The organism is Actinoplanes philippinensis (assembly GCF_900113015.1).
In the GTDB taxonomy this organism is placed as follows: Bacteria; Actinomycetota; Actinomycetes; order Mycobacteriales; family Micromonosporaceae; genus Actinoplanes; species Actinoplanes philippinensis.
In genome coordinates, this window is sequence record NZ_FONV01000001.1 from 684,920 (window position 1) to 703,809 (window position 18,890).

The 18,890-nt window shown below is 73.5% G+C and carries 8 protein-coding genes and 1 pseudogene; 5 read left to right on the forward strand and 4 right to left on the reverse strand.

The genetic code is table 11. The annotated features are described in order from the left end of the window. The first annotated feature begins 1 nt into the window (after nucleotide 1). Nucleotides 2-760 (forward strand): sulfite exporter TauE/SafE family protein, encoded by a 759-nt coding sequence (locus BM290_RS03025; protein WP_177319554.1) that lies wholly within the window; start codon nucleotides 2-4, stop codon nucleotides 758-760. Between the two features lie 106 nt (nucleotides 761-866). Here the strand turns inward: BM290_RS03025 and BM290_RS03030 are convergent. After that, nucleotides 867-1,124: pseudogene (locus tag BM290_RS03030) on the reverse strand (flavin reductase family protein); the annotation flags it as partial. Between the two features lie 79 nt (nucleotides 1,125-1,203). Here BM290_RS03030 and BM290_RS03035 point away from each other — a divergent pair. Together BM290_RS03035 and BM290_RS03040 are read left to right on the forward strand one after the other, a co-directional pair. After that, on the forward strand, nucleotides 1,204-1,908 hold the full coding sequence (locus BM290_RS03035) for a sulfotransferase-like domain-containing protein (protein WP_177319555.1): 705 nt from the start codon (nucleotides 1,204-1,206) through the stop codon (nucleotides 1,906-1,908). Nucleotides 1,909-2,272: 364 nt separating this feature from the next. Continuing rightward, entirely contained in the window at nucleotides 2,273-2,731 is a 459-nt protein-coding gene (locus BM290_RS03040; RefSeq protein WP_093609620.1) for a hypothetical protein, read from the forward strand. 231 nt (nucleotides 2,732-2,962) lie between these two features. On the opposite strand, the gene BM290_RS03045 is transcribed toward BM290_RS03040, so the two are convergent. Both BM290_RS03045 and deoC read right to left on the reverse strand, forming a co-directional pair. Beyond that, on the reverse strand, nucleotides 2,963-3,868 hold the full coding sequence (locus BM290_RS03045) for an aminotransferase class IV (RefSeq protein WP_093609622.1): 906 nt from the start codon (nucleotides 3,866-3,868) through the stop codon (nucleotides 2,963-2,965). A 266-nt stretch (nucleotides 3,869-4,134) separates the two neighbouring features. Then, entirely contained in the window at nucleotides 4,135-4,830 is a 696-nt protein-coding gene (gene deoC / locus BM290_RS03050) for a deoxyribose-phosphate aldolase (RefSeq protein WP_093609624.1), read from the reverse strand. Nucleotides 4,831-4,898: 68 nt separating this feature from the next. Here deoC and BM290_RS03055 point away from each other — a divergent pair, with 68 nt between their 5' ends. Continuing rightward, the gene (locus BM290_RS03055; protein WP_093609626.1) at nucleotides 4,899-5,621 is read left to right on the forward strand and encodes a GntR family transcriptional regulator; all 723 of its coding nucleotides are present in this window, start codon (nucleotides 4,899-4,901) and stop codon (nucleotides 5,619-5,621) included. Here BM290_RS03055 and BM290_RS03060 read toward each other — a convergent pair. Further along, entirely contained in the window at nucleotides 5,583-16,844 is an 11,262-nt protein-coding gene (locus BM290_RS03060; RefSeq protein ID WP_203779078.1) for a non-ribosomal peptide synthetase/type I polyketide synthase, read from the reverse strand. The two genes, BM290_RS03055 and BM290_RS03060, sit on opposite strands and share 39 nt — an antisense overlap. A 63-nt stretch (nucleotides 16,845-16,907) precedes the next feature. Here BM290_RS03060 and BM290_RS03065 point away from each other — a divergent pair, with 63 nt between their 5' ends. Next, complete coding sequence (locus tag BM290_RS03065) at nucleotides 16,908-18,863, forward strand: PAS domain S-box protein (protein ID WP_239143277.1); 1,956 nt, start codon at nucleotides 16,908-16,910, stop codon at nucleotides 18,861-18,863. Nucleotides 18,864-18,890 lie beyond the last annotated feature (27 nt).

Sequence of the window (18,890 nt, forward strand, 5' to 3'; positions counted from 1 at the left end):
GGTGCAATTCGATCATGCTGCGCTGCTGGTGGCCGGAGGTATCGGTTCGGGGTTGACCGGTTCGATGGCGGGGCTGGCCTCGCTCATCAGCTACCCGACGTTGCTCGCGGTCGGTCTTCCGCCGATCGCGGCCAACGTGACCAACTCGGTCGGGTTGCTGGCGAGCGGCGCCGGTTCGGCGGCGGGGTCACGGCTGGAACTCCGCGGTCAGGGTCCCCGTATCCTGCGGCAGAGCGTGTTCGCGTTGCTGGGTGGCACCACCGGCGCGATCCTGCTGATGAACACGACGTCAGCGGTGTTCGAGCGGATCGTGCCGGTGCTGATCGCCCTCGCGGCGGCCGTCCTGCTGCTGCGTGATCGGCTGCGCGACTGGTACACGCGACCGAAGGCACGGTTCGCGCAGCCGCCGATCGGGCCGGCGATCTTCCTGATCGGCATCTACGGCGGCTACTTCGGGGCGGCGGCCGGTGTGCTGATGCTGGCTGTCATGTCGATGTCGATGGCCGAGCCGCTGGCGGTGACCAATGCGGTGAAGAGCGTCGTCCTGGCCGCCTCGAACGCTGCCGCCGCGATTCTGTACGCCTTCGTCGCACCCGTCCACTGGACCGCCGCCGCGCTGCTCGGCATCGGTTGCCTGATCGGCAGCTGGATCGGTCCGGCCCTGGTCCGCCGCACCCCGGAACGCCCGCTGCGCATCGTGATCGCCCTCGCCGCCCTCGGCTTGGCGGTCTACCTCTGGCAGGACGCCGGCGCCCAGTAGACGGCCAGGGCACCAGCCTGCGATCCGGGAACCACACAGGTTCGGACGGGCCGCCCGCGCCATGATTTCGGCCGGCTGCTCGCCGTCGTCGGCGGCCGGGCCGCCAGGCGCCGTGCTCGGCGAGCCGGTCGATTCCGCGGGTCGAGAAGGTCCGGGCGACGTGCTCCTGTTCCTGCCCGAGCACGTGCACCGCCACGGTGCCGGCGGCTTCCACCGCGGGCCACGCCGAGGCCGACTTGGCCAGGCAGAACGAGACCGGTGGCGGGTCCAGGGAGACCGAGGTGAACGAGGTCGCGGTGAAGCCGGTGGCCGGCTCGCCCGGTGCGGTGATCACCACGACGGCCGCGGCGTGCCGGCGCAGCAATGGGCCCGGTGGCGATCACCTCCACGGACTGGGCCCGGGTTTCCCCGCAACACCTGTGACAAGTGTGACCATGGGGGGCATGACGATCCGGGTCGCTATGTGGTCAGGTCCCCGCAACATCTCGACGGCGATGATGCGCAGCTTCGGGTCACGCGCCGACACCGTCGTGTCCGACGAGCCGCTGTACGCCCACTACCTGGCCGCCACCGGCCTCGACCACCCCGGCCGCGACGAGATCCTGGCCTCCCAGCCGCAACGCTGGGAGGACGTCGCCGACGCGCTGACCGGCCCCGTCCCCGGCGACCCGGCCGTCTTCTACCAGAAGCACATGACCCACCACCTGCTCCCGCAGATCGGGCGCGACTGGCTGGGCAAGCTCACCCACGCGTTCCTCATCCGCGACCCCGCGCACGTGGTCGCCTCCTACGCGAAGGTGCGCGGCGAGCCGACCCTGGACGACCTCGGCTACCCGCAGCAGGCGGAGATCTTCCGCACCTTCGGCGGCCCGGTCGTCGACTCCGCCGACGTGCTCCGCGACCCGCAGCGCACTCTGCGGCTCCTCTGCGAGGCCCTCGGCCTCACCTTCGACCCGGCGATGCTGTCCTGGTCCCCCGGCCCGCGCCCGGAGGACGGCGTGTGGGCGCCCCATTGGTACGCGTCCGTCCACGCGTCGACCGGTTTCGCCCCTTGGAACCCCACGCCGGCCGAGGTCCCGGCCCGACTCCGTCCGCTGGTCGAGGCCGCCCGCCCCTACTACGAGGAACTCGCCGCCCACCGCCTGTAGCCCGGTCGTCCGCTCGCCTCCGGCCCGGCCCTCACCGCTGCCGCCTCGCTACCCCTCCTCTCCCGCCTCGCCGCTCTCCCCTCCGCCTCGTCACTCCCGCTCCGCCTCGCTGCTCTACCTCCCGCCCGCCTCGCCGCTCTCCCCTCCGCCTCGCCGCTTCCGCTCCGCCTCGCCGCTCTACCTCCCGCCCGCCTCGCCGCTCTCCGCTCGCCGCCGTCCGCCGTTCCGCCGGCCCGCTCCCACCCGGCGTTTCGCCAGGTGTGCAGCCCTCGGCGATTTGGTCATCCGGCGTCCCTGGCCGGGAGCGGCGGGTGGGGAGCCGCCGCGTGCGATGATTCCGCATCCATCGATCGAGGGGACGGGCATGGGCTACAGCGGGGGCATCTACGTGGCGAAGGCCGAGCGACCGGCCGCGCTCAGCGAACTGACGGTTCTCTGGGAGAAGAGCTTTCCCGGCGGCTGGTACGAACTACAGCTCGACGGGTTCCCGGAGAGCGGCGCACTTCGTGAGGTGGTGACCGCGACCGGCGCGCCGGCACTGGTGGCGGTGGTGCTCGACAGCGACATGGCGCACGTCCAGGCGCTCAGCCCGGCAGGGGTCGCCTGGGCCGCCTACCTGCACGCCGACAATGCGGAGGCCTTCGGCGCCCCGGAGTTGCCGCACTCCCCGGACGAGATCGTCGATCTGGCCGTGGCCTGGTCCGCGGAGGCCGGCCTGGACGCGGACCCGGAGACGGTCCGGGCCGCACTGAACGCCGAGAACACCTTCGCCGAGGAGACCTTCGCCGGCCTGCTGGCCGCCCTGGGCATCAGCGAAGACTGACGTCGAGCCGGCGGCGCGGGACGGGTGGGTGTCCCGCGCCGGGCGGTCCAGGGTCAGGCGTCGAGCCGCCGGCGCGCGACGGGTAGGTGTCCCGCGCCGGGCGGTCCGGGGTCAGGCGTCGAACCGGCGGCGCGGGACGGGCGGGTGTCCCGCGCCGGGCGGTCCGGGGTCAGGCGTCGAACCGGCGGCGCGGGACGGGCGGGTGTCCCGCGCCGGGTGGTCCGGGGATGCTCAGGCGTCGAGGAGCCGGACGCCGTTGGCGGCGGCGTGCTCCTGGTAGATCTTGGCGACCCGGGCGGTGAGCGGACCCACCGAACCGTCGCCGATGCGGCGGCCGTCGATGGTGGTGACGGCCGCGATCTCGCCCATGGTGCCGGTGCAGAAGACCTCGTCGGAGGAGTACATCTCGGTCAGGGACACGTCGCGGACCACTGCGGGGATGTCGTGGCGGGCGGCCAGGTCGAGGACCGTCTGGCGGGTGATGCCCTCGGGGCAGGCGGCGGTCGTCGGGGTGACCAGGCGGCCGTCGATCACCGCGAAGAGGTGGGTGGCGTTCGTCTCGGCGACGAAACCTCGCTGGTCGAGCATGAGGGCGTCGTCGGCGCCGGCGGCGTTCGCCTCGATCTTGGCGAGGATCGAGTTGATCAGGTTGTTGTGGTGGATCTTCGGGTCGAGGACGTCCGGGGACGGGCGGCGGATGCTCGACGTGGCCAGGGTCAGGCCGCCGGTGTCGTAGACCGGGGGCTTGTGCTCGGCCAGCACGATCAGAGTCGGACCGGCCTGGTTGAGGCGTGGGTCCATGCCGCTCGTCACCTTCACCCCGCGGGTCAGGGTGAGGCGGATGTGCACCCCGTCGACCATCTCGTTGGCCCGCAGCGTGGCCGTGATCGCCGCGATGATCGTGTCGTCGGACGGGATGTCGGTGAACCCGAGAGCCAGCGCGGACCGCCGCAACCGGGCCAGGTGCTCGGTCAGCCCGAAGATCGCGCCGCGGTAGAGACGCAGGCCCTCCCAGACCGCGTCACCGCCCTGGACCACCGAGTCGAACGGGGAGAGTCCGGGCTGGTCACGGTGCAGCAGGTTTCCGTTGACCCAGTACTGGATGCCGGCGTTGCGCTCGTCGTACCGCTGAAGCATCGGCCCAGCCTACCGGCGGGGATGCCGAGCCGATCCCGCACCGGGCGGGACCGGCTCGGCGCGTATCCCGGTAAAGCTTGCGCGGCGGGCGACAGGCCACGACACCGCGAACGGTCACGGACCACCAGACCGCGCCGGGCGACGGGCCACCCGATCGCCAGGCTCACGGAGACTGCGGGTGATGCCGGTGCGGGCGTGCACATCCCCGGCCCGACGAGGCCTCTTGCGCTGGGCAGCGGGCGAGTGCCGTACCGCCGCCTGGGGAATTAGGCCCGGCCGCCGGGGACCGAGACCTGACGGCGGGCCAGGTCCTGCAGGATCTCGCTGGTGGCGGACGTGCCGAAGCGCGTCACGCCGACGCCGGCCATCGCGATCATCGCGTCCAGGGTGCGGACGCCGCCGGAGGCCTTGACCTGCACCTTCGGGGAGACGGCCGAGCGCATCAGCGCGAGGTCGTCGATGGTGGCGCCCTTCGGGGCGAAGCCGGTGGAGGTCTTGACGAACGCCGCGCCGGCGCGCTCGGCGGCCCAGCAGGCGGCGAGTTTCTGCTCGTCGGTGAGGTACGCCGTTTCGAGGATGACCTTCACGTGGGCGCTGCCGGCGGCCTTCACGACGAGGCCGATCTCGTGCTCGACGGCGGCGATGTCGCCGGAGCGCAGCCAGCCGATGTTGAGCACCATGTCGATCTCCTTGGCGCCCTGGTGCACCGCCAGCTCGGTCTCCGCGATCTTGACCGAGGTGGGGGTGTCGCCGTGCGGGAAGCCGACGACCGTGCCGACCATCACGTTGGTGCCGCGCAGCAGATCGACCGCGACCGTCACGTCGCAGGGGCGGACGCAGACCGAGGCCACGTCGTACTTCTTGGCGATCGCGCAACCCTCGCGCAGGTCTTCCAGGGTGAACTCGGGCCGGAGGATGGAGTGGTCGATCATCTTCGCGATCTGCGGCACGGTGAAGTTCATGGCAGGACGGTAGCTGTATAGACAGGTGGTTGTCTAGACAGTCCGAAGGACTCGGTAGGGTGTGCCACATGTCCGGGGATCCCGATTTCTCGCCGCGCTACTTCCGCATCGAGCAGGCACTGCGCGCACAGATCGCGAAGTCCCGGCCGCACGACCCGCTGCCCTCCGAGCCGGAGCTGGCGCGCGAGCACGGCGTCAGCCGGATGACCGCCCGCGCCGCGGTGACACAGCTGGTCAACGACGGTCTGGTCTACCGGGCGCCGGGGCGGGGCACGTTCGTCGCCGTGCCCAGCGGGCCGCGCCGCGCCGACCATCTGATCCGGCTCAGCGAGGAGATCCGCAAACAGGGCAAACGACCATGGGCCAAGGTGGTCGTCGCCGAGCTGCGCCCGCCCACCGCCATCGAGGCCACCCGGCTGCGGCTGCGCAAGGGTGACGTGTTCGCGATCCACCGGGTGCGGTTCGCCGACGACGAGCCGATCGCCTTCGAGCGGGCCATGTATCCGGGGACCGTCGGTGACCTGCTCGCCGCCGACCTGTCCCGGTCGGTGCACGAGGCGCTGGTCAAACTCGGTCACACCCCGGTGCACGGCACGTCGACGATCCGCGCCGAGGCCGCCACCGAGGAGGACGCCCGGGAGCTGGGTGTCCCCGCCGGTTCGGCGCTGCTCATCGAGGAGCGGCTGATCCTCGACCAGAACGAGCGGCCTCTCGAGCTGAGCGAGTCCCGGTATGCCGGGGACCGGTACCGGCTAGACGTCGCGTTCGGTGTCGAGCCGCTCGTTCAGTAGGTGCAACGGCGCCGGGCCGATCCCGGCGGCCTCCAGCGCGTCCCAGTAGGCGGCCGCCTGCTCCGGCGTCACCGGGCCGTCCACCAGGGGCAACCCGGGGACGGCGGCGTGCAGCAGCGACTCCAGGCGGCAGGACGCCATCGTTCCCGGCAGGTGCCGCGCGAAGGCGGGCAGGCCCGGCGCGCTCTCGTGTACGGTGTCGCCGCAGCCCAGCAGGCCGCCGCCGGTGATCAGGACGTCGCCGGCGGTCCGCATCCGGGCCAGCGCCGCCGGCACGTCGAAACAGTGCGGGAACGAGTCGTCGACCAGGATCGTGCCGGGGCGCAGGCGGTTCACGTCCAGGGTCCGGGGGCCGCTGCTGGTCGCGGCCACGATCACGTCGGCCCGGTAGACCGCGTCGGGAGCGGTCGCCACCTCGGCCGGAACATCCAGCGACGCGGCCAGGGCCACCAGGCGCGGGGTCGCGGCGGGCAGGTCGCACAGGATCACCTTCGCCGGTGGGTCGGTGCGGGCCAGCAGCAGGCTCAGCGACGCGGCGCCGATCGAACCCACGCCCAGCACGGCCACGACGCAGTCCGGCAGCTTGCGGTCGCGGGCGGCCAGGGCCGCCATCACGGTGCGGACCACAGCGGTCGCGGTCACCGCGTGGCCGGTGGTGAGGTGGGCGTCGCTCTGCCGGTACGGGTGAACGGCCGTCCCGTAACCGGTGTGCGCCGGGATCATCCCCGCCAGGGAGACCGTTCGCGCGCCGTGCCCGGCGGCCAGGTCCACGGCTGCGGCGACGAGTTCCGGCAGGCTCGGGCCGGGCGCGCCCGCGGTGGCCGGGCTCAGCTCGTCGGCGAAGCGGGGCACCGCGATGAAGCCGGAGCGGCCGAGGCCGGTGTCCACCGTTTCGAGCAGGCGCGGCCGGCCGCCGGGGAAGACCATGCGGCGGATCGCCTCGCGGTCGAGTCCGGTCACCAGTTGCCGGATCTCCTCCGGGAGTGCCGCGGTCAGGGCCGGAAGGTGATCCGGCGCGGGGAGATAGCCGACGAGTCCGGCGTCGAGGCGGCTCCGGCCGGTGCCCGTGGCGGCTCTGCCTGCGGAGCGATCGTCGAGGGCATCGGCGAGTGCGGCCGCGAGGCGGTCGGTGGCCGGCTGCGGGAGGCGGCTCCGGAGGGTCAGCCGGAGCCCGTCGTCGATCGGGCGGACCGCCAGCAGGACCTCGGTGCCCGGCGGTACGGCGAGGTCGGCGTCCGCGTCGTCCCAGGACAGCCGCAACGTCGTGTCCCGAGGTGCGCCGAGCGCGCCGAAGTCCAGGTGGGTGAAGAAGTGCTGCCAGCCCTGGGGCGCGGTGAACGTCCTGGTCCGGGCCTCGGTGACGGCTGCGGCCACCTCGGCCGGGCCGGCGTCCGGTCCGGGACGGACGGCCACCGCCGTCGCGCACGGGCCGAAGATCCGGCTCAGGCCGGGCATGGCGTGATCGCGACCGGTCACCGCCACGCCGATCACCGGGTCGGGACGGCCGGTCACCGATGCCAGCGCCCGGTGGTAGGCGGCCAGCACCGGGGCGAACGGTGTCGTCCCCGCGGCCGCGGCGCGTTCCCGCAGGGCCGTGGCGGCGGCCGCGTCGACGGTGAGCGTGGCGGTGGCGATCGCCCCGCCGAGGCGTATCGGGCCGCCGTCGTGCGGGGCGATCTCCGCCGGCATTCCCTCCAACCGCGACACATATTCCCGGAATGTCGCCCGCAACGGCGGGAGTTCGGCGCCGTCGTACAGGGCCAGCAGTTCCCGCATCAGCAGGGCCACGCTGTAACCGTCGCCGACCAGGTGATGGGCGTGCACCAGCAGGACGTGCTCCTCCGGCCCGTAGCGCAGCAGCCGCAACCGCACCAGCGGCCAGACCGCCGGGTCGAACCGGTGCTCCCGCTCGGCCGCCAGTTCCTCGCCCAGAGCGCGGGGCGTCGCCTGGTAGCCGATCTCCGCCGTCGCCGTCAGAAGCTCCCGCTGCACCGGTGGCCGCGCGCCGCCGGGGAAGACGGTCCGCAGCATCGGATGCCGGGCGACCAGCACGTTCACCGCCCGCCGGAACCGGTCCACGTCGAGCGGGCCGTGCAGTCGCGGCGCGGCCAGCCAGGTCGACGGGGCGCCGATCGCGTCCGCCAGCAGAAAGCCGCGCTGGGTCGGCGTCACGGGGAAGTCGCCGAGCGCCACGGAGCCGGTCGCGGCCGGACCCGGCGGGGTCTCGTCGATCACGGCGGCCAGTTCGGCCAGGGTCCGGTGCCGGTAGAGGACGGTGGGCCGGGGCAGCGCCGTCCGGTGCTCGGCGAGGGCGGTGAACAGCTCCAGTACCCCGATCGAGTCCCCGCCGAGGGCGAAGAAGTCGTCCTCCGGGCCGACCGACCCGACACCCAGGACCCGGCGCCACAGCTCGGCCAGCAGCCGCTCGGTGTCACCGCGCACCGGCCGGGACCGGTCGATCTTCCCGGTCACGGTCAGCGGCAGCTCCCCCACCACCTCGAACCGGGCCGGCAGCAGGTAGTCCGGCAGCCGGTCCCGCAGGTAAGCCCGGAGCGCCGCCGCGTCCACCGAGGACGACTGCACCCGGGCGGTGAGCCGCCCTCGGTCGACGACGACGGCGACCCGGTCCACCGCCGGATGCTGCCGCAGCACGGCCTCGATCTCACCCGGCTCGATCCTGTGGCCGTGGAGTTTCACCTGGTCGTCGAGGCGGCCCCGGAACCACAGGACCCCGTCGGCGTCCAGTGTTCCCCGGTCGCCGCTGCGGTACCAGCGCTGCCCGTCCCGTTCCACGAACGCTGCAGCGGTCTGCTCCGGGTCGTCGAGATACCCGTCGGCGAGCCCGTCGCCACCGATCCAGATCTCCCCGTCCGGGCCGGTCACGTCGATCACCGCCCCGCCGACCGGGCGGCCGATCGGCAGGCGGGTCACGTCGTCGGCCGGGCGCTCGGTGATCAGGTGCCAGGTCGCGTTGATGGTGGTCTCGGTGGGCCCGTACAGGTTGGTGATCCGCTGGCCCGGCCCGGCCAGGTCGAACCAGCGCCGCACGTGCGCCGGGGACAGCTCCTCGCCGCCGACGTGCACCCAGCGCAGCCCGGACAGGTCGGCGCGGCTCCTCTCGGCGGCGGTCAGCAGCCGCTCCCACAGCGTCGGCACCGAACTCCACACCGTCACCCGGTCCCGGATCAGGCGGTCGACCAGCAGCTCCGGATCCCGAACCGTGTCCCGGTCCCAGCACACGACGGTCGCCCCGGCCAGCAACGGCGCCAGGATCTGGCGTACCGAGGCGTCGAAACAGATCGACGCGGTCTGGGCGAGCCGATCACCGGGCCGGTACCCGAAGGTGGTGATCGCCCAGTCGAGGTAGCCGGCCATCGCACGGTGACTCACCGTGACACCCTTCGGGCGGCCGGTCGAGCCGGAGGTGAAGATGACGTACGCCGTACCGTCCGCCCCGGCGGTGTCCGGCGGCGGCGCGTGCTCGCCCGGAGCGTCGGCGTCCACCAGCGTGAACCCCGGCCCGAGCGCCTCCGCCGCGGCGCGCGTGCCGGCGTCGTGGACGACCTCCGACACTCCCGCCCTGGTCAGCAGGCTCGTCAAACGCGCCGGCGGGTGCGCGGCGTCCATCGGCACCCACGCGGCGCCGGCTTTGAGGATCCCGGTGACACCGATCACCGTGCTCGCCCCCGGGCCGGTCAGCAGCCCGATCCGGCGCGATCCGCCGGACGCGAGCCGCCCGGCGAGCCGGTCCGACGCCACATCGAGGTCACGGTAGGTGAGCGGCGCACCGTCGGTCAGGACGGCGATCGCCCCGGGGGCACGGCGGCACTGCTCCCGGATCCGCTCCACCACCCCGGCGCGCGGCCGGGCCAGCGCGGTGATCTCCGCGAGGTGCTCCTCGGCGAGCCGCGCCACGGCCGCCTCGGTGCGCCACGTCACCGGATGATTCCACGAGAAGTGCAGCGTGCCGTGCGCCTCGAAACACACCAGCCCGAGCCGGGTGGCCGCCGACGCGGTGCCGGCGGTCGTCGCGACGACACCCGCCGCGGTCGTCCCGGCGTTCGGGAACCGGGCGAAACTGAAACTCGCCGGGCTCGCCGTCCGTGGCCCGGCGCCGTCCGCAGCCAGCGCCCTGGCGAGATCAATAGTGGACACCGAACCGTGCTGCTCAGCCGTCAGCCACAGCTCACGGATCCGCCCGGCCAGCGCGGTGGCCGACTCCCCCGGCCGGGTCCGCACGAGCAACGGCAGGGTGTCGGCGAACGGCCCGACCATCCGCTCGACACCCGGCAGCCGCGCCTCACGACCCGCCCGGGCCACCGACACGGGCACCGCATCCTGCCCGCTCCAACGCGCCAGGCAGCGAACATATCCGGCGAGGAGCAGATGGAAGAGCGACACCCCGGCGTCCCTCGCGGTCGCGGTCAACCGCCGGGTCACTTCCGGATCAAGAGCTTTCTGATGTACGGCGTACGGGCCCCGAGGCTCGTAGGAGGCATCCCCGTCGCCGGGGAGAACGAGTCGAGGGAACCCTGCCAGCGCCGTACGCCAGTAATCGACATCGGTCGCGCTGGGTCCTGTGCGCATCGCCTCGTGCTCGGCGAACGTGGCCACCGGAGCGGGCGGCAGCTCCCCACCGCGGTAGAGCGCCCACAGCTCGTCCCCGAGCACCGCCAGGCTGTAGCCGTCCACCGCCGCGTGATGCGCCACCACGACCAGCCGCGACCGCTCCCCCTCGACCGCCAGCACCGCCCGGATCGGGCCCTCCGTCCCCAGGTCGAACACCCGGTTCCGCAGGTCCGCCTCCCACGCGGGTTCCCCGTACGGTTCCCCGTCCGGGACACCGGCGTCCGGAGCGACAGTGAACCAGGCCGGCCGGCCCGGGACCGGGGCGGCGACGTGCTGGCCGTCCGGGCCGAACCGGACCCGCAGCATCGGGTGACGCCGTTCCAGCTCGGCGAACGCGTGGGCCAGCCGCTCCGCGTCGACCGGGCCGGTCAGGATCTGCCGCACATACGCGTAGGCGGGCGCCTCGGGATAGAGCCGGCCGGTGGTCACGAACGCCCGCTGCACCGGACCGAACGGGAACCGCACCGGGCCGGCGAGGTGATCGGCCAGCTCGCCGATCGTCCGGTACTCGAAGAACAACGTCGTCGACAGTGTCCGGCCGAGCCGTTTCTCCAGCTCCTTCACCAGGTCCACGGCGGTGAGGGAGTCGAGGCCCAACGCCAGGAACGGTTCGTCCAGTCCGATCCCGTCCGGTTCCCGCTCCAGTGGCCCGGCCAGCAGCTCCCGGACGGTCGCCACCAGCTCGTCCCGTCCCGACGCCGCCGGGCCGGCCTGCTGCCGGCCGGGTTCCAACGGTGGAGGCTGCCGCTGCGGGGCGGTTGCCGCCGGGAGCGTGCCGATCCGGTCGAGGGCCGCGGCCGACGACGTGACCAGCACCTGCGCGGTGCCGAGGGCGGCCGCCGCCCACAGTGTCTCCGGGACCTGTCCGATCGGCAGCGCACCGCCGGCGGGGGTGAGGCCGTGCGCCGTGGCGAGGCCGCCGCCGGTCACCGCGGGCAGGGCGACGGCGACGAACGGGCGGCCGGCGGCACGTTCCGCGGCGGCGAACGTGTCCAGGAACGCGTTGCCCGCGACGTAGTCGCCGACGGCTCCGGCCAGGCCCGGGAGGGCCGAGGAGATCGAGGACAGCGCGATCACCAGTGGCGGCCGGGGACCGAGCGCCCGGCTGAGCATGATCGTTCCTCGGACCTTCGCGGCCACGCCTGCGGTGATCTCCGCCGCGGACTTGGCACGGAGGCTCCCCGGGCTGACCACTCCGGCGGCCTGGAGCACGACGTCGAAGTCACGGCCGGCGACCAGGGCGGCGACGTCCGCTTCGACGGCCACGTCGGCGATCCGGTAGTCGGCGGTGGCGCCCAGGGCTCGGAGTTCGGCCAGGAGGGCGGCGGGTTCGGCGGAACGTCCGGCAAGCAGCAACGTCGGCCGGCCACGGCGGGCCAGATGCCGGGCGATCTCCGCACCGATCGCCCCGGCGCCCCCGATGATCAGGTAGCTGCCGTTCCGCGGGGCAATCGGCGCTTCCCCGGCCGGCCGGCCGGCGGCAGCGGGAACTCGCGGAACGGAATACTCCCCCGTCAAGCCTTGCGGGGCCGGGGTGAATGTGCGGGTCAAGCGGTGGGTGGAGCGCCGGGCGATGATCTCGGCGGGGCCGGGGACCGGTGGGCGGGTGATCTCCTGTTCCAGGGCGGACCGGTGGGCCTCCGGCGAGTCGGCGCAGCTGAGGTCGAGGATCCGTACCGCGGCGTGGGGGTTCTCGTCGGCGAAGGCCATCGCCAGGCCGGACCAGATCGCATGCCCGGGATCCGGAGGATTGTCGCCGGTGGCGAAAAGATCGCGGGTGACCAGCAGCAGGAAGCCGTCCCGGGGCACGGTGGTGATCGCGTTCAGCGCGTCGCCGGGATCCGCGGAACCGGCGATCACCACCGTCGCGTGGCCCGCGCCCGTCTCGGCCGGCAGGGGCGCCGCGACCCAGGTGGGCAGCGACAGGACGGGCGGCGTGGGTGGGGTCGTCGGCCAGTGGCGGCGGCGCTGGAACGGGTACGGCGGCAGGGGCACGCGGCGGGTGCCGGTGTCGAGGTGCGCGCGGTTCAAGGGGGCGCCGCGGAGCCACAGCTCCCCGGCCGTGCCCAGGATCTCGGTGATGTCGTCGCCTGCCGGGAGGACGGTGGTGGCCCCTACCAGAGGAGCCAGGGTGACCGTCGCGCCCACCTCGACCATCGTGTCGAAACCGTCCGTGCGCAGCCGGGCGACGGCCTCGGCGAAGCGGACCGGCCCGACCGCGTGAGCCGCCAGATAGGCGCCGTCGAACGACGGCTCCCACTCCACCGTCACCGTGCTGAGCTGCGGAATCACCGCCACACCCGCGGGTGGCGCCAGGCCCGCCAGGGCCTCGGCGACGGGCGTCATCGCCGGCGAGTGGAACGCGTGCGAGACGGCGAGCCGCCTGGTCCGGTGGCCCTGCCGCTCCAGGTGGGCGGCGGCCCGGTCGACGGCCGCCTCCGAGCCGGCGAGGACGACCCGGTCGGGGGCGTTCACCGCGGCCACGACCACACCGTCCAGCGCGATCTCCGCCGGGGAGGCGGCCACCGCGAGCATGGCGCCCGGTTCGGTGAGAGCGGCGGTACGGCGGCCCCGCTCGACAGCCAGCCGGACCGCCTCGACCGCTGTCAGCCGGCCGGCGGTGACGGCGGCGGCCAGCTCGCCGATGCTGTGCCCGGCGACGGCGGCCGGCCGGACCCCGCACGCGACGAGCTGCGCGGCCTGCGCCACCCCGAACGCCACGACGAGCGGCTGGGTGACCTCGGTCCGGGCCAGTTCGGCCGGCGGGACGTCCGGGTCGGTGCACCAGGCGACCACGGAACGCCCGGCCACCGGACCGGCCGCCGCGGACACCTCGTCGAGGACGGCGCGGAAGACCGGCGCGGTGGCGTAGAGGCGGGCGCCCTGGCCGGGACGCTGCGAACCCTGGCCACCGAAGAGGAACACCACGCGGGCGGGGCGTGGCGGGAGCGGTCGCGGTTCGACGGTGGCAAGCCGTCCGGCAAGGTCGTCGTGGGTCACCACGGCCAGGCGGTACGGGCCGTCGTCGCGCGCTGTCGAAGCGGTCGCGCACACGTCCGCCGGCCGGAGTTCGGGATGGTTCCGCAGGTGGGTCGCCAGTCGGGCGGCCACCGCCCGGAGCCCGGCCTCGGAAGGGGCCGACAGGGTCAGCAGATGCGGGCCGTCCCGGGGCGGGAGCGGCTCCGGGGCGGGAGCGGCTGCCGTGAGGATCACGTGCGCGTTCGTTCCGCCGAAGCCGAACCCGTTGACCCCGGCGACCAGCGGCCCGGTCCACGGGCGTCGTGCGGTGACCACCTCGAACCCGGCCGCCGCCAGGTCGAACCGCGGCGACGGCCGATCGTGGTGCAGGGACGGCGGTAGCTCCCGGTGCTGCAGGGCGAGGATCACCTTCACCAGGGCGGGCAGGCCGGCCACATTGAGCAGGTGGCCGATGTTCGTCTTCACCGAACCGAGCAGCCGGGCACGGCCGTCGGCGCGAGGCGGGAACGCGTACGCCAGGGAGCGGGCCTCGATCGGATCCCCGACCGCCGTGCCGGTTCCGTGCGCCTCCACATAGGTGACGTCGGCCGGATCGACACCGCACTCCCGGTACGCGTCGGCGATCACCTCACGTTGGAGCAGCGGATTCGGGGCCATCAGACTCAGCGAACGGCCGTCGTTGTTGACGGCGCTGCCGCGTACCACCGCGAGCACCCGATCGTCGCCGGCGTCGGCGAGCCGGGTCAGGACCAGCGCCGCCCCGCCCTCACCCGGCACGAAGCCGTCGGCGTCCGCCGCGAACGCCCGGCACCGGCCCGTCGGCGACAGCGCCTGCGCGGCGGTCAGCAGGGTCTCGCCGGTGCGGGTCAGGTTCAGGTTGACGCCGCCGACGATGGCCACGTCACAGTCGCCGGCGGCCAGGCTGCGGCGGGCCAGATGCACCGCGACCAGGGCGGAGGAGCAGGCGGTGTCGACGGTGATCGCGGGGCCGCGCAGGTCCAGCAGGTGCGCCACCCGGGCGGCGATCAGGTTCCGCAGGCCGCCGGTCAGCGTGAACGCCCCAGCCGTTGATCCGGCTTCGGCCTCGGCGACGATCTCGGCGTAGCCGCTCTCTCCGACCGCGGCGAAGATGCCGATTTTTCGGGTCTTGCGGCGTGGGCCCGCGTAGCCGGCCTGTTCCAGCGCCTCGTGGGCGAGCTCCAGGAAGATGCGCGCGTGCGGGTCGATCAGGCGTGCCTCCTCGTCGCTGATCCCGAAACACCCGGCATCGAAGGCGGCGGGATCGTCCAGGAACGCGCCGTGGCCACCGCCGGGCCATCGGCTCACGCCGGTGACGCTGTCCCGCCCGGCCACGAGGTTCGCCCAGAACTGCTCGGGCGTATCCGCATCCGGGAACCGGCACGCCATCCCGACGATCGCCAGCGCTCCCCGGTCGTCCCCGGCGGCGGCCGGAATCGCGGTGCCGGCCGGGGACCGTGGGCCGTCGGCGTCCGCAGGCTCAGCCTCGGCACTGTCGCCGGGCCGGGATTCCGTGGCGGAGCGGCGGCCGCCCGGAGCCCGGCCCTCTTCCGGAAACCCGTCCAGCAGCCGATCGGCGAGGGCCGGAACTGTCGCGCAATCCCGGAGCATCGCCGGATCGAGGGTACGGCCGAACGCGTCCTCCAGCTCCGCCAGCACCTCCATCGCCTTCAGTGAGGATCCGCCGATCGCCAGGAAACGGTCGTCCGGTCCGATCGTGCCGACCGGCGTCCGGAGCACCCGCGCCCAGATCTCCCGGACGATCCGCTCCACGTCGGCCCGCCGCAACGGTTCCGTCGTCCCGGCCACGGCCATGGGCTCCACCACCTCCGAGGACAGCTCCGGCCGCACCTCCGGAGCAGATGATCCCGGCGCGGCGGCAGGATCGGGCGGCGGCGTGGGGGCGGTGGCTTCAGGGGTGGCCGGGGCTGTTCCGAGGCGCTCGCGGAAGGGGTGGCGGCGTAGCTTGCCGCTGGTGGTTCGGGTGAAAGCCGTCGTGGGGACGACCTCGACGTGGACGTCGTCGTGGGCCAGGGCCTCGGCGACCCGGGCCCGGATCCGGGCGGGGAGATCGGCCGGGGCGGAGCGGACCGCCGGGGCGGCGACGAAGACGGTCACTCGTTCGCGGCCGGAGGACGGGTCGGTGGCGCCGACGACGGCTGTCGGGCCGGGAGCCAGGCCGGGGGTCGCGGCGGCCACCTCCTCCAGGTCGGCGGCGTGGAAGTTGCGGCCGTTGATGAACAGCACGTCCTTGTGGCGGCCGGTGATCACCAGGCGGCCGGTGCGGAGGAAACCGATGTCACCGGTGCGGAGCCAGTCGCCGTCGAAGGCCGCGGCCGTCGCGGCCGGGTCGCGGTGGTAGCCGCGGGTGACGTTCGGACCGCGGACCTGGAGGTGCCCGACGAGACCGTCCTCCAGCACGGTGCCCTGATCGTCGACGACGCGCAGCTCGCAGCCGGGCACCGGATGACCGACATCCATCAGCAGCACCACCCGCGAGTCGTCCGGCAACGACGAGGGCAGGGCCGGCGGCGCCGGGACCGACGCGGCCGGGTCCGACGCGGCCGGGTCCGGCGAGGGCGTGGGGGACGGCGAGGGCGCGGAGGGCGGCGGGGACACCGGGAGGGCCACGCCCCGGGCCAGGGCGGCGCGGCTCAGCGCGACCGGCACGGCCGGCTCGCCGAGGGGTGGGCACGCCACGGCCACGGTGGCCTCGGCCAGGCCGTAGACCGGCTGCATCGCTCCCGGGCACAGGCCGGTCGGGCGCAGGCGGGTGGTGAAGGTCTGCCACACCGACGGGGAGATCGGTTCGGCGCCGACCATCAGCAGGCGGACGCTGCTCAGGTCCAGGGTGTCCAGGAGCGGCTGCGGGACACGGCGGTTGACCAGGGCGAGGGCGAAGTTCGCGGCGGACAGGACGGTGGCCCGGTGCTCGGCCGCGGCGCGTAACCACAGTTCGGGGCGTTTGGCGAAGGCCAGGGGGCTGATCCGGACCTGGCGGCAGCGGGCGTACAGCGGGGCCAGGTGGGTGCCGATCAGACCCATGTCGTGGAAGTACGGCATCCATGTCACGAACACGTCGTCGCTGGTCAGGGCACCTGCCCTGGCGGCCTGGGACAGGTTGGCGAGCACGTTGGCGTGGGTCAGCTCGACACCTTTCGGCGTTCCGGTGCTGCCGGAGGAGAACTGCAGGAACGCGAGGTCGTCCGCCCGTACCGGATGAGGGGTTGTCAACGGGGACGCGGACCGCAGGTCGCGGGGGGACAGCAGGGTGCCGCCGGGCGTCGCGGTGTCGCCCGCCAGGGGCGGGCGGTCGAGGTGACGCCAGACGGCGGCGAGGCGGTGCGGCTCCGGCGGCAGAGGCACGGGTACGGCGCCCGCCACGATCGCGCCCCAGAACAGCGCGAGGAAGTCCCCGCCGTCGCCGGCCACGATCGGGAGCGGGTCGCCGGGCGCCACTCCCGCCTCGCGCAGGCCGCCGCCGATGCGCAGCGCGTCGCCCAGAAGCTCGGCGTAGCTGACGAAACGGTCCGCGTGAACAACGCCCTGACCTGGCACTTCGGTCGTGGCACGGAGCAGCAGATCGGTCAGCGTCATGATCATGACCCTATCGACGGACGCAACCCTCAGTTCGTCCGGCGAGTGTCCGATCGTGAGGACGTGCCGCAATTGTTCCTGCTGGCCAACGTCGTGATCATGGTCGCGTACGCGGCGATCATGGTGTCGATCGTGGTGCCCGTCCACCGGGCCGGGCAACTCGGGTCGAACAAACTCGCCACCGCGACCGCGATGATCTTCTTCAGTTGCGCGGTCGGGCACGGCCTGCACGCGGTGATGGCGTGGCAGATGCTGAACACCCTGGACGACCTGCACAGGCACGGCGGGCCGGTGTGGTCGTCGGCGTCGGCGGCGTGGGACGCGTGCACCGCGGCGGTCGGCATCTACTACTGGTCTCTGCGACGTGGGTACGGCGTGCTGCTGCAGAAGGGCGCCATCTACATCGACCCGTGGGGGCAGTGGCGGCTGAACGAGGCGGACGCGCGGGAGCGGGCGGCCCGGGACCTGGCCGAGGCACACCAGGCGACGCTCGCCACGATCGTCGAGGACAGCGCCGACGCGATCATCGGGCTCACCCCGGACGGCACGATCACCGCGTGGAACGGCGGCGCGGAGCGGATCTTCGGCTGGGCGGCCGCCGAGGTGCTGGCACGTCCGGCGTCGACCCTGGCCGGACCGGACGGCGCCGGGCAGCAGGAGGAGATGCTGGAGCGGATCAGAGGCGGGGAGGGCAGCTTCTCGTACGAGGGACGCCGTCTGCGCAAGGACGGCAGCCCCGTCGACGTGGCGTTCACCGTCACGCCGGTCACCGACCCGGGCGGCACCGTGATCGGGGTGTCGGTGATCGCCCGGGACGTGTCCGCCGAGAAGGAGGCCGCGGAACGTCAGCGAGCCATCCAGGAGCGCAGTGACCAGGCGAAACGGATGGAGAGCCTGGGGAACCTGGCCGGCGGGGTGGCGCACGACTTCAACAACATCCTGGCGATCATCGCGAACTACACGGACTTCGTGATCGAGGAGACCCGGGAGCTGCCGCACGTGCAGGCCGATCTGGCGCACGTACGGACCGCGGTGGACCGGGCCACCAGCCTGACCCGTCAGCTGCTCACCTTCACCCGCGGCGACGCCATCCAGTTGCGCGACGTCGATCTGAACGCGTCGATCGCCGAGGTGCAGGCGGTGCTGCAGCGCACCATCGGCGAGCACATCACGCTGATCGCGGTGCCGGCGCCGGCGCCGGTGTCGGTGCACGCCGACCCCGGCCAGGTGCATCAGATCCTGCTGAACCTGGCGATCAACGCGCGGGACGCGATGCCGGACGGCGGCACCCTGGTGCTGGAGGCGAACGTGGCCACCCTGGACGGCGACGAGCTGAACATGCAGCCGCCGCTGTCCGCCGGGACCTACGCGCGGCTGCTGGTCAGCGACACCGGCGAGGGCATGGCGCCGGAGACCGCGGCGCGGATCTTCGAGCCGTTCTTCACCACGAAGCCGCGGGGCCGCGGGACCGGGCTGGGGCTGGCCACCGTCTACGGGATCGTCGCCGAGGCGGGCGGCAGCCTCAACGTCTACTCCGAGCTGGGGGTGGGCACCACGTTCCGGATCTATCTGCCGATCTCGGCGGCCACCGGGGCGGCGCCGGCGGCGACCCGGGCGGAGAGCCCGCCGCACGGGGACGGGCAGACCGTGCTCGTGGTGGAGGACGAGGTGGCGCTGGCCCGGATCATCACCCGGATCCTGACCGACGGCGGCTACCGGGTCCGGACGGCGGGTGACGGGGCCGAGGGGCTGCGCGTCTTCCAGGAGCACGGCTGCGATCTGCTGCTCACCGACGTGATCATGCCGGAGATGACCGGGCCGAAGCTGGCCGAGCTGGTCCGGCGGGAGCGGCCGGAGCTGCCGGTGCTGTTCATGTCCGGGTACAGCAACGGGCTGCTCGGCACGACGCATGTGCTCGACGACGGGATCGCGTTCATCGAGAAGCCGTTCACCAGCGGCGACCTGCTGCACAAGGTGGCCGCGACGCTGCACATGACATCTGTCATGGATGATCGCTGACTACGGCGACTGCCCGTCACGTCCGCC

Bases quoted from the DNA above. Each gene is read 5' to 3' on its own strand.
- BM290_RS03035 (WP_177319555.1), top strand. From the start codon at position 1,204: ATGACGATCCGGGTCGCTATGTGGTCAGGTCCCCGCAACATCTCGACG.
- BM290_RS03040 (WP_093609620.1), top strand. From the start codon at position 2,273: ATGGGCTACAGCGGGGGCATCTACGTGGCGAAGGCCGAGCGACCGGCC.
- BM290_RS03045 (WP_093609622.1), bottom strand. From the start codon at position 3,868: ATGCTTCAGCGGTACGACGAGCGCAACGCCGGCATCCAGTACTGGGTC.
- deoC (WP_093609624.1), bottom strand. From the start codon at position 4,830: ATGAACTTCACCGTGCCGCAGATCGCGAAGATGATCGACCACTCCATC.
- BM290_RS03055 (WP_093609626.1), top strand. From the start codon at position 4,899: ATGTCCGGGGATCCCGATTTCTCGCCGCGCTACTTCCGCATCGAGCAG.
- BM290_RS03060 (WP_203779078.1), bottom strand. From the start codon at position 16,844: ATGACGCTGACCGATCTGCTGCTCCGTGCCACGACCGAAGTGCCAGGT.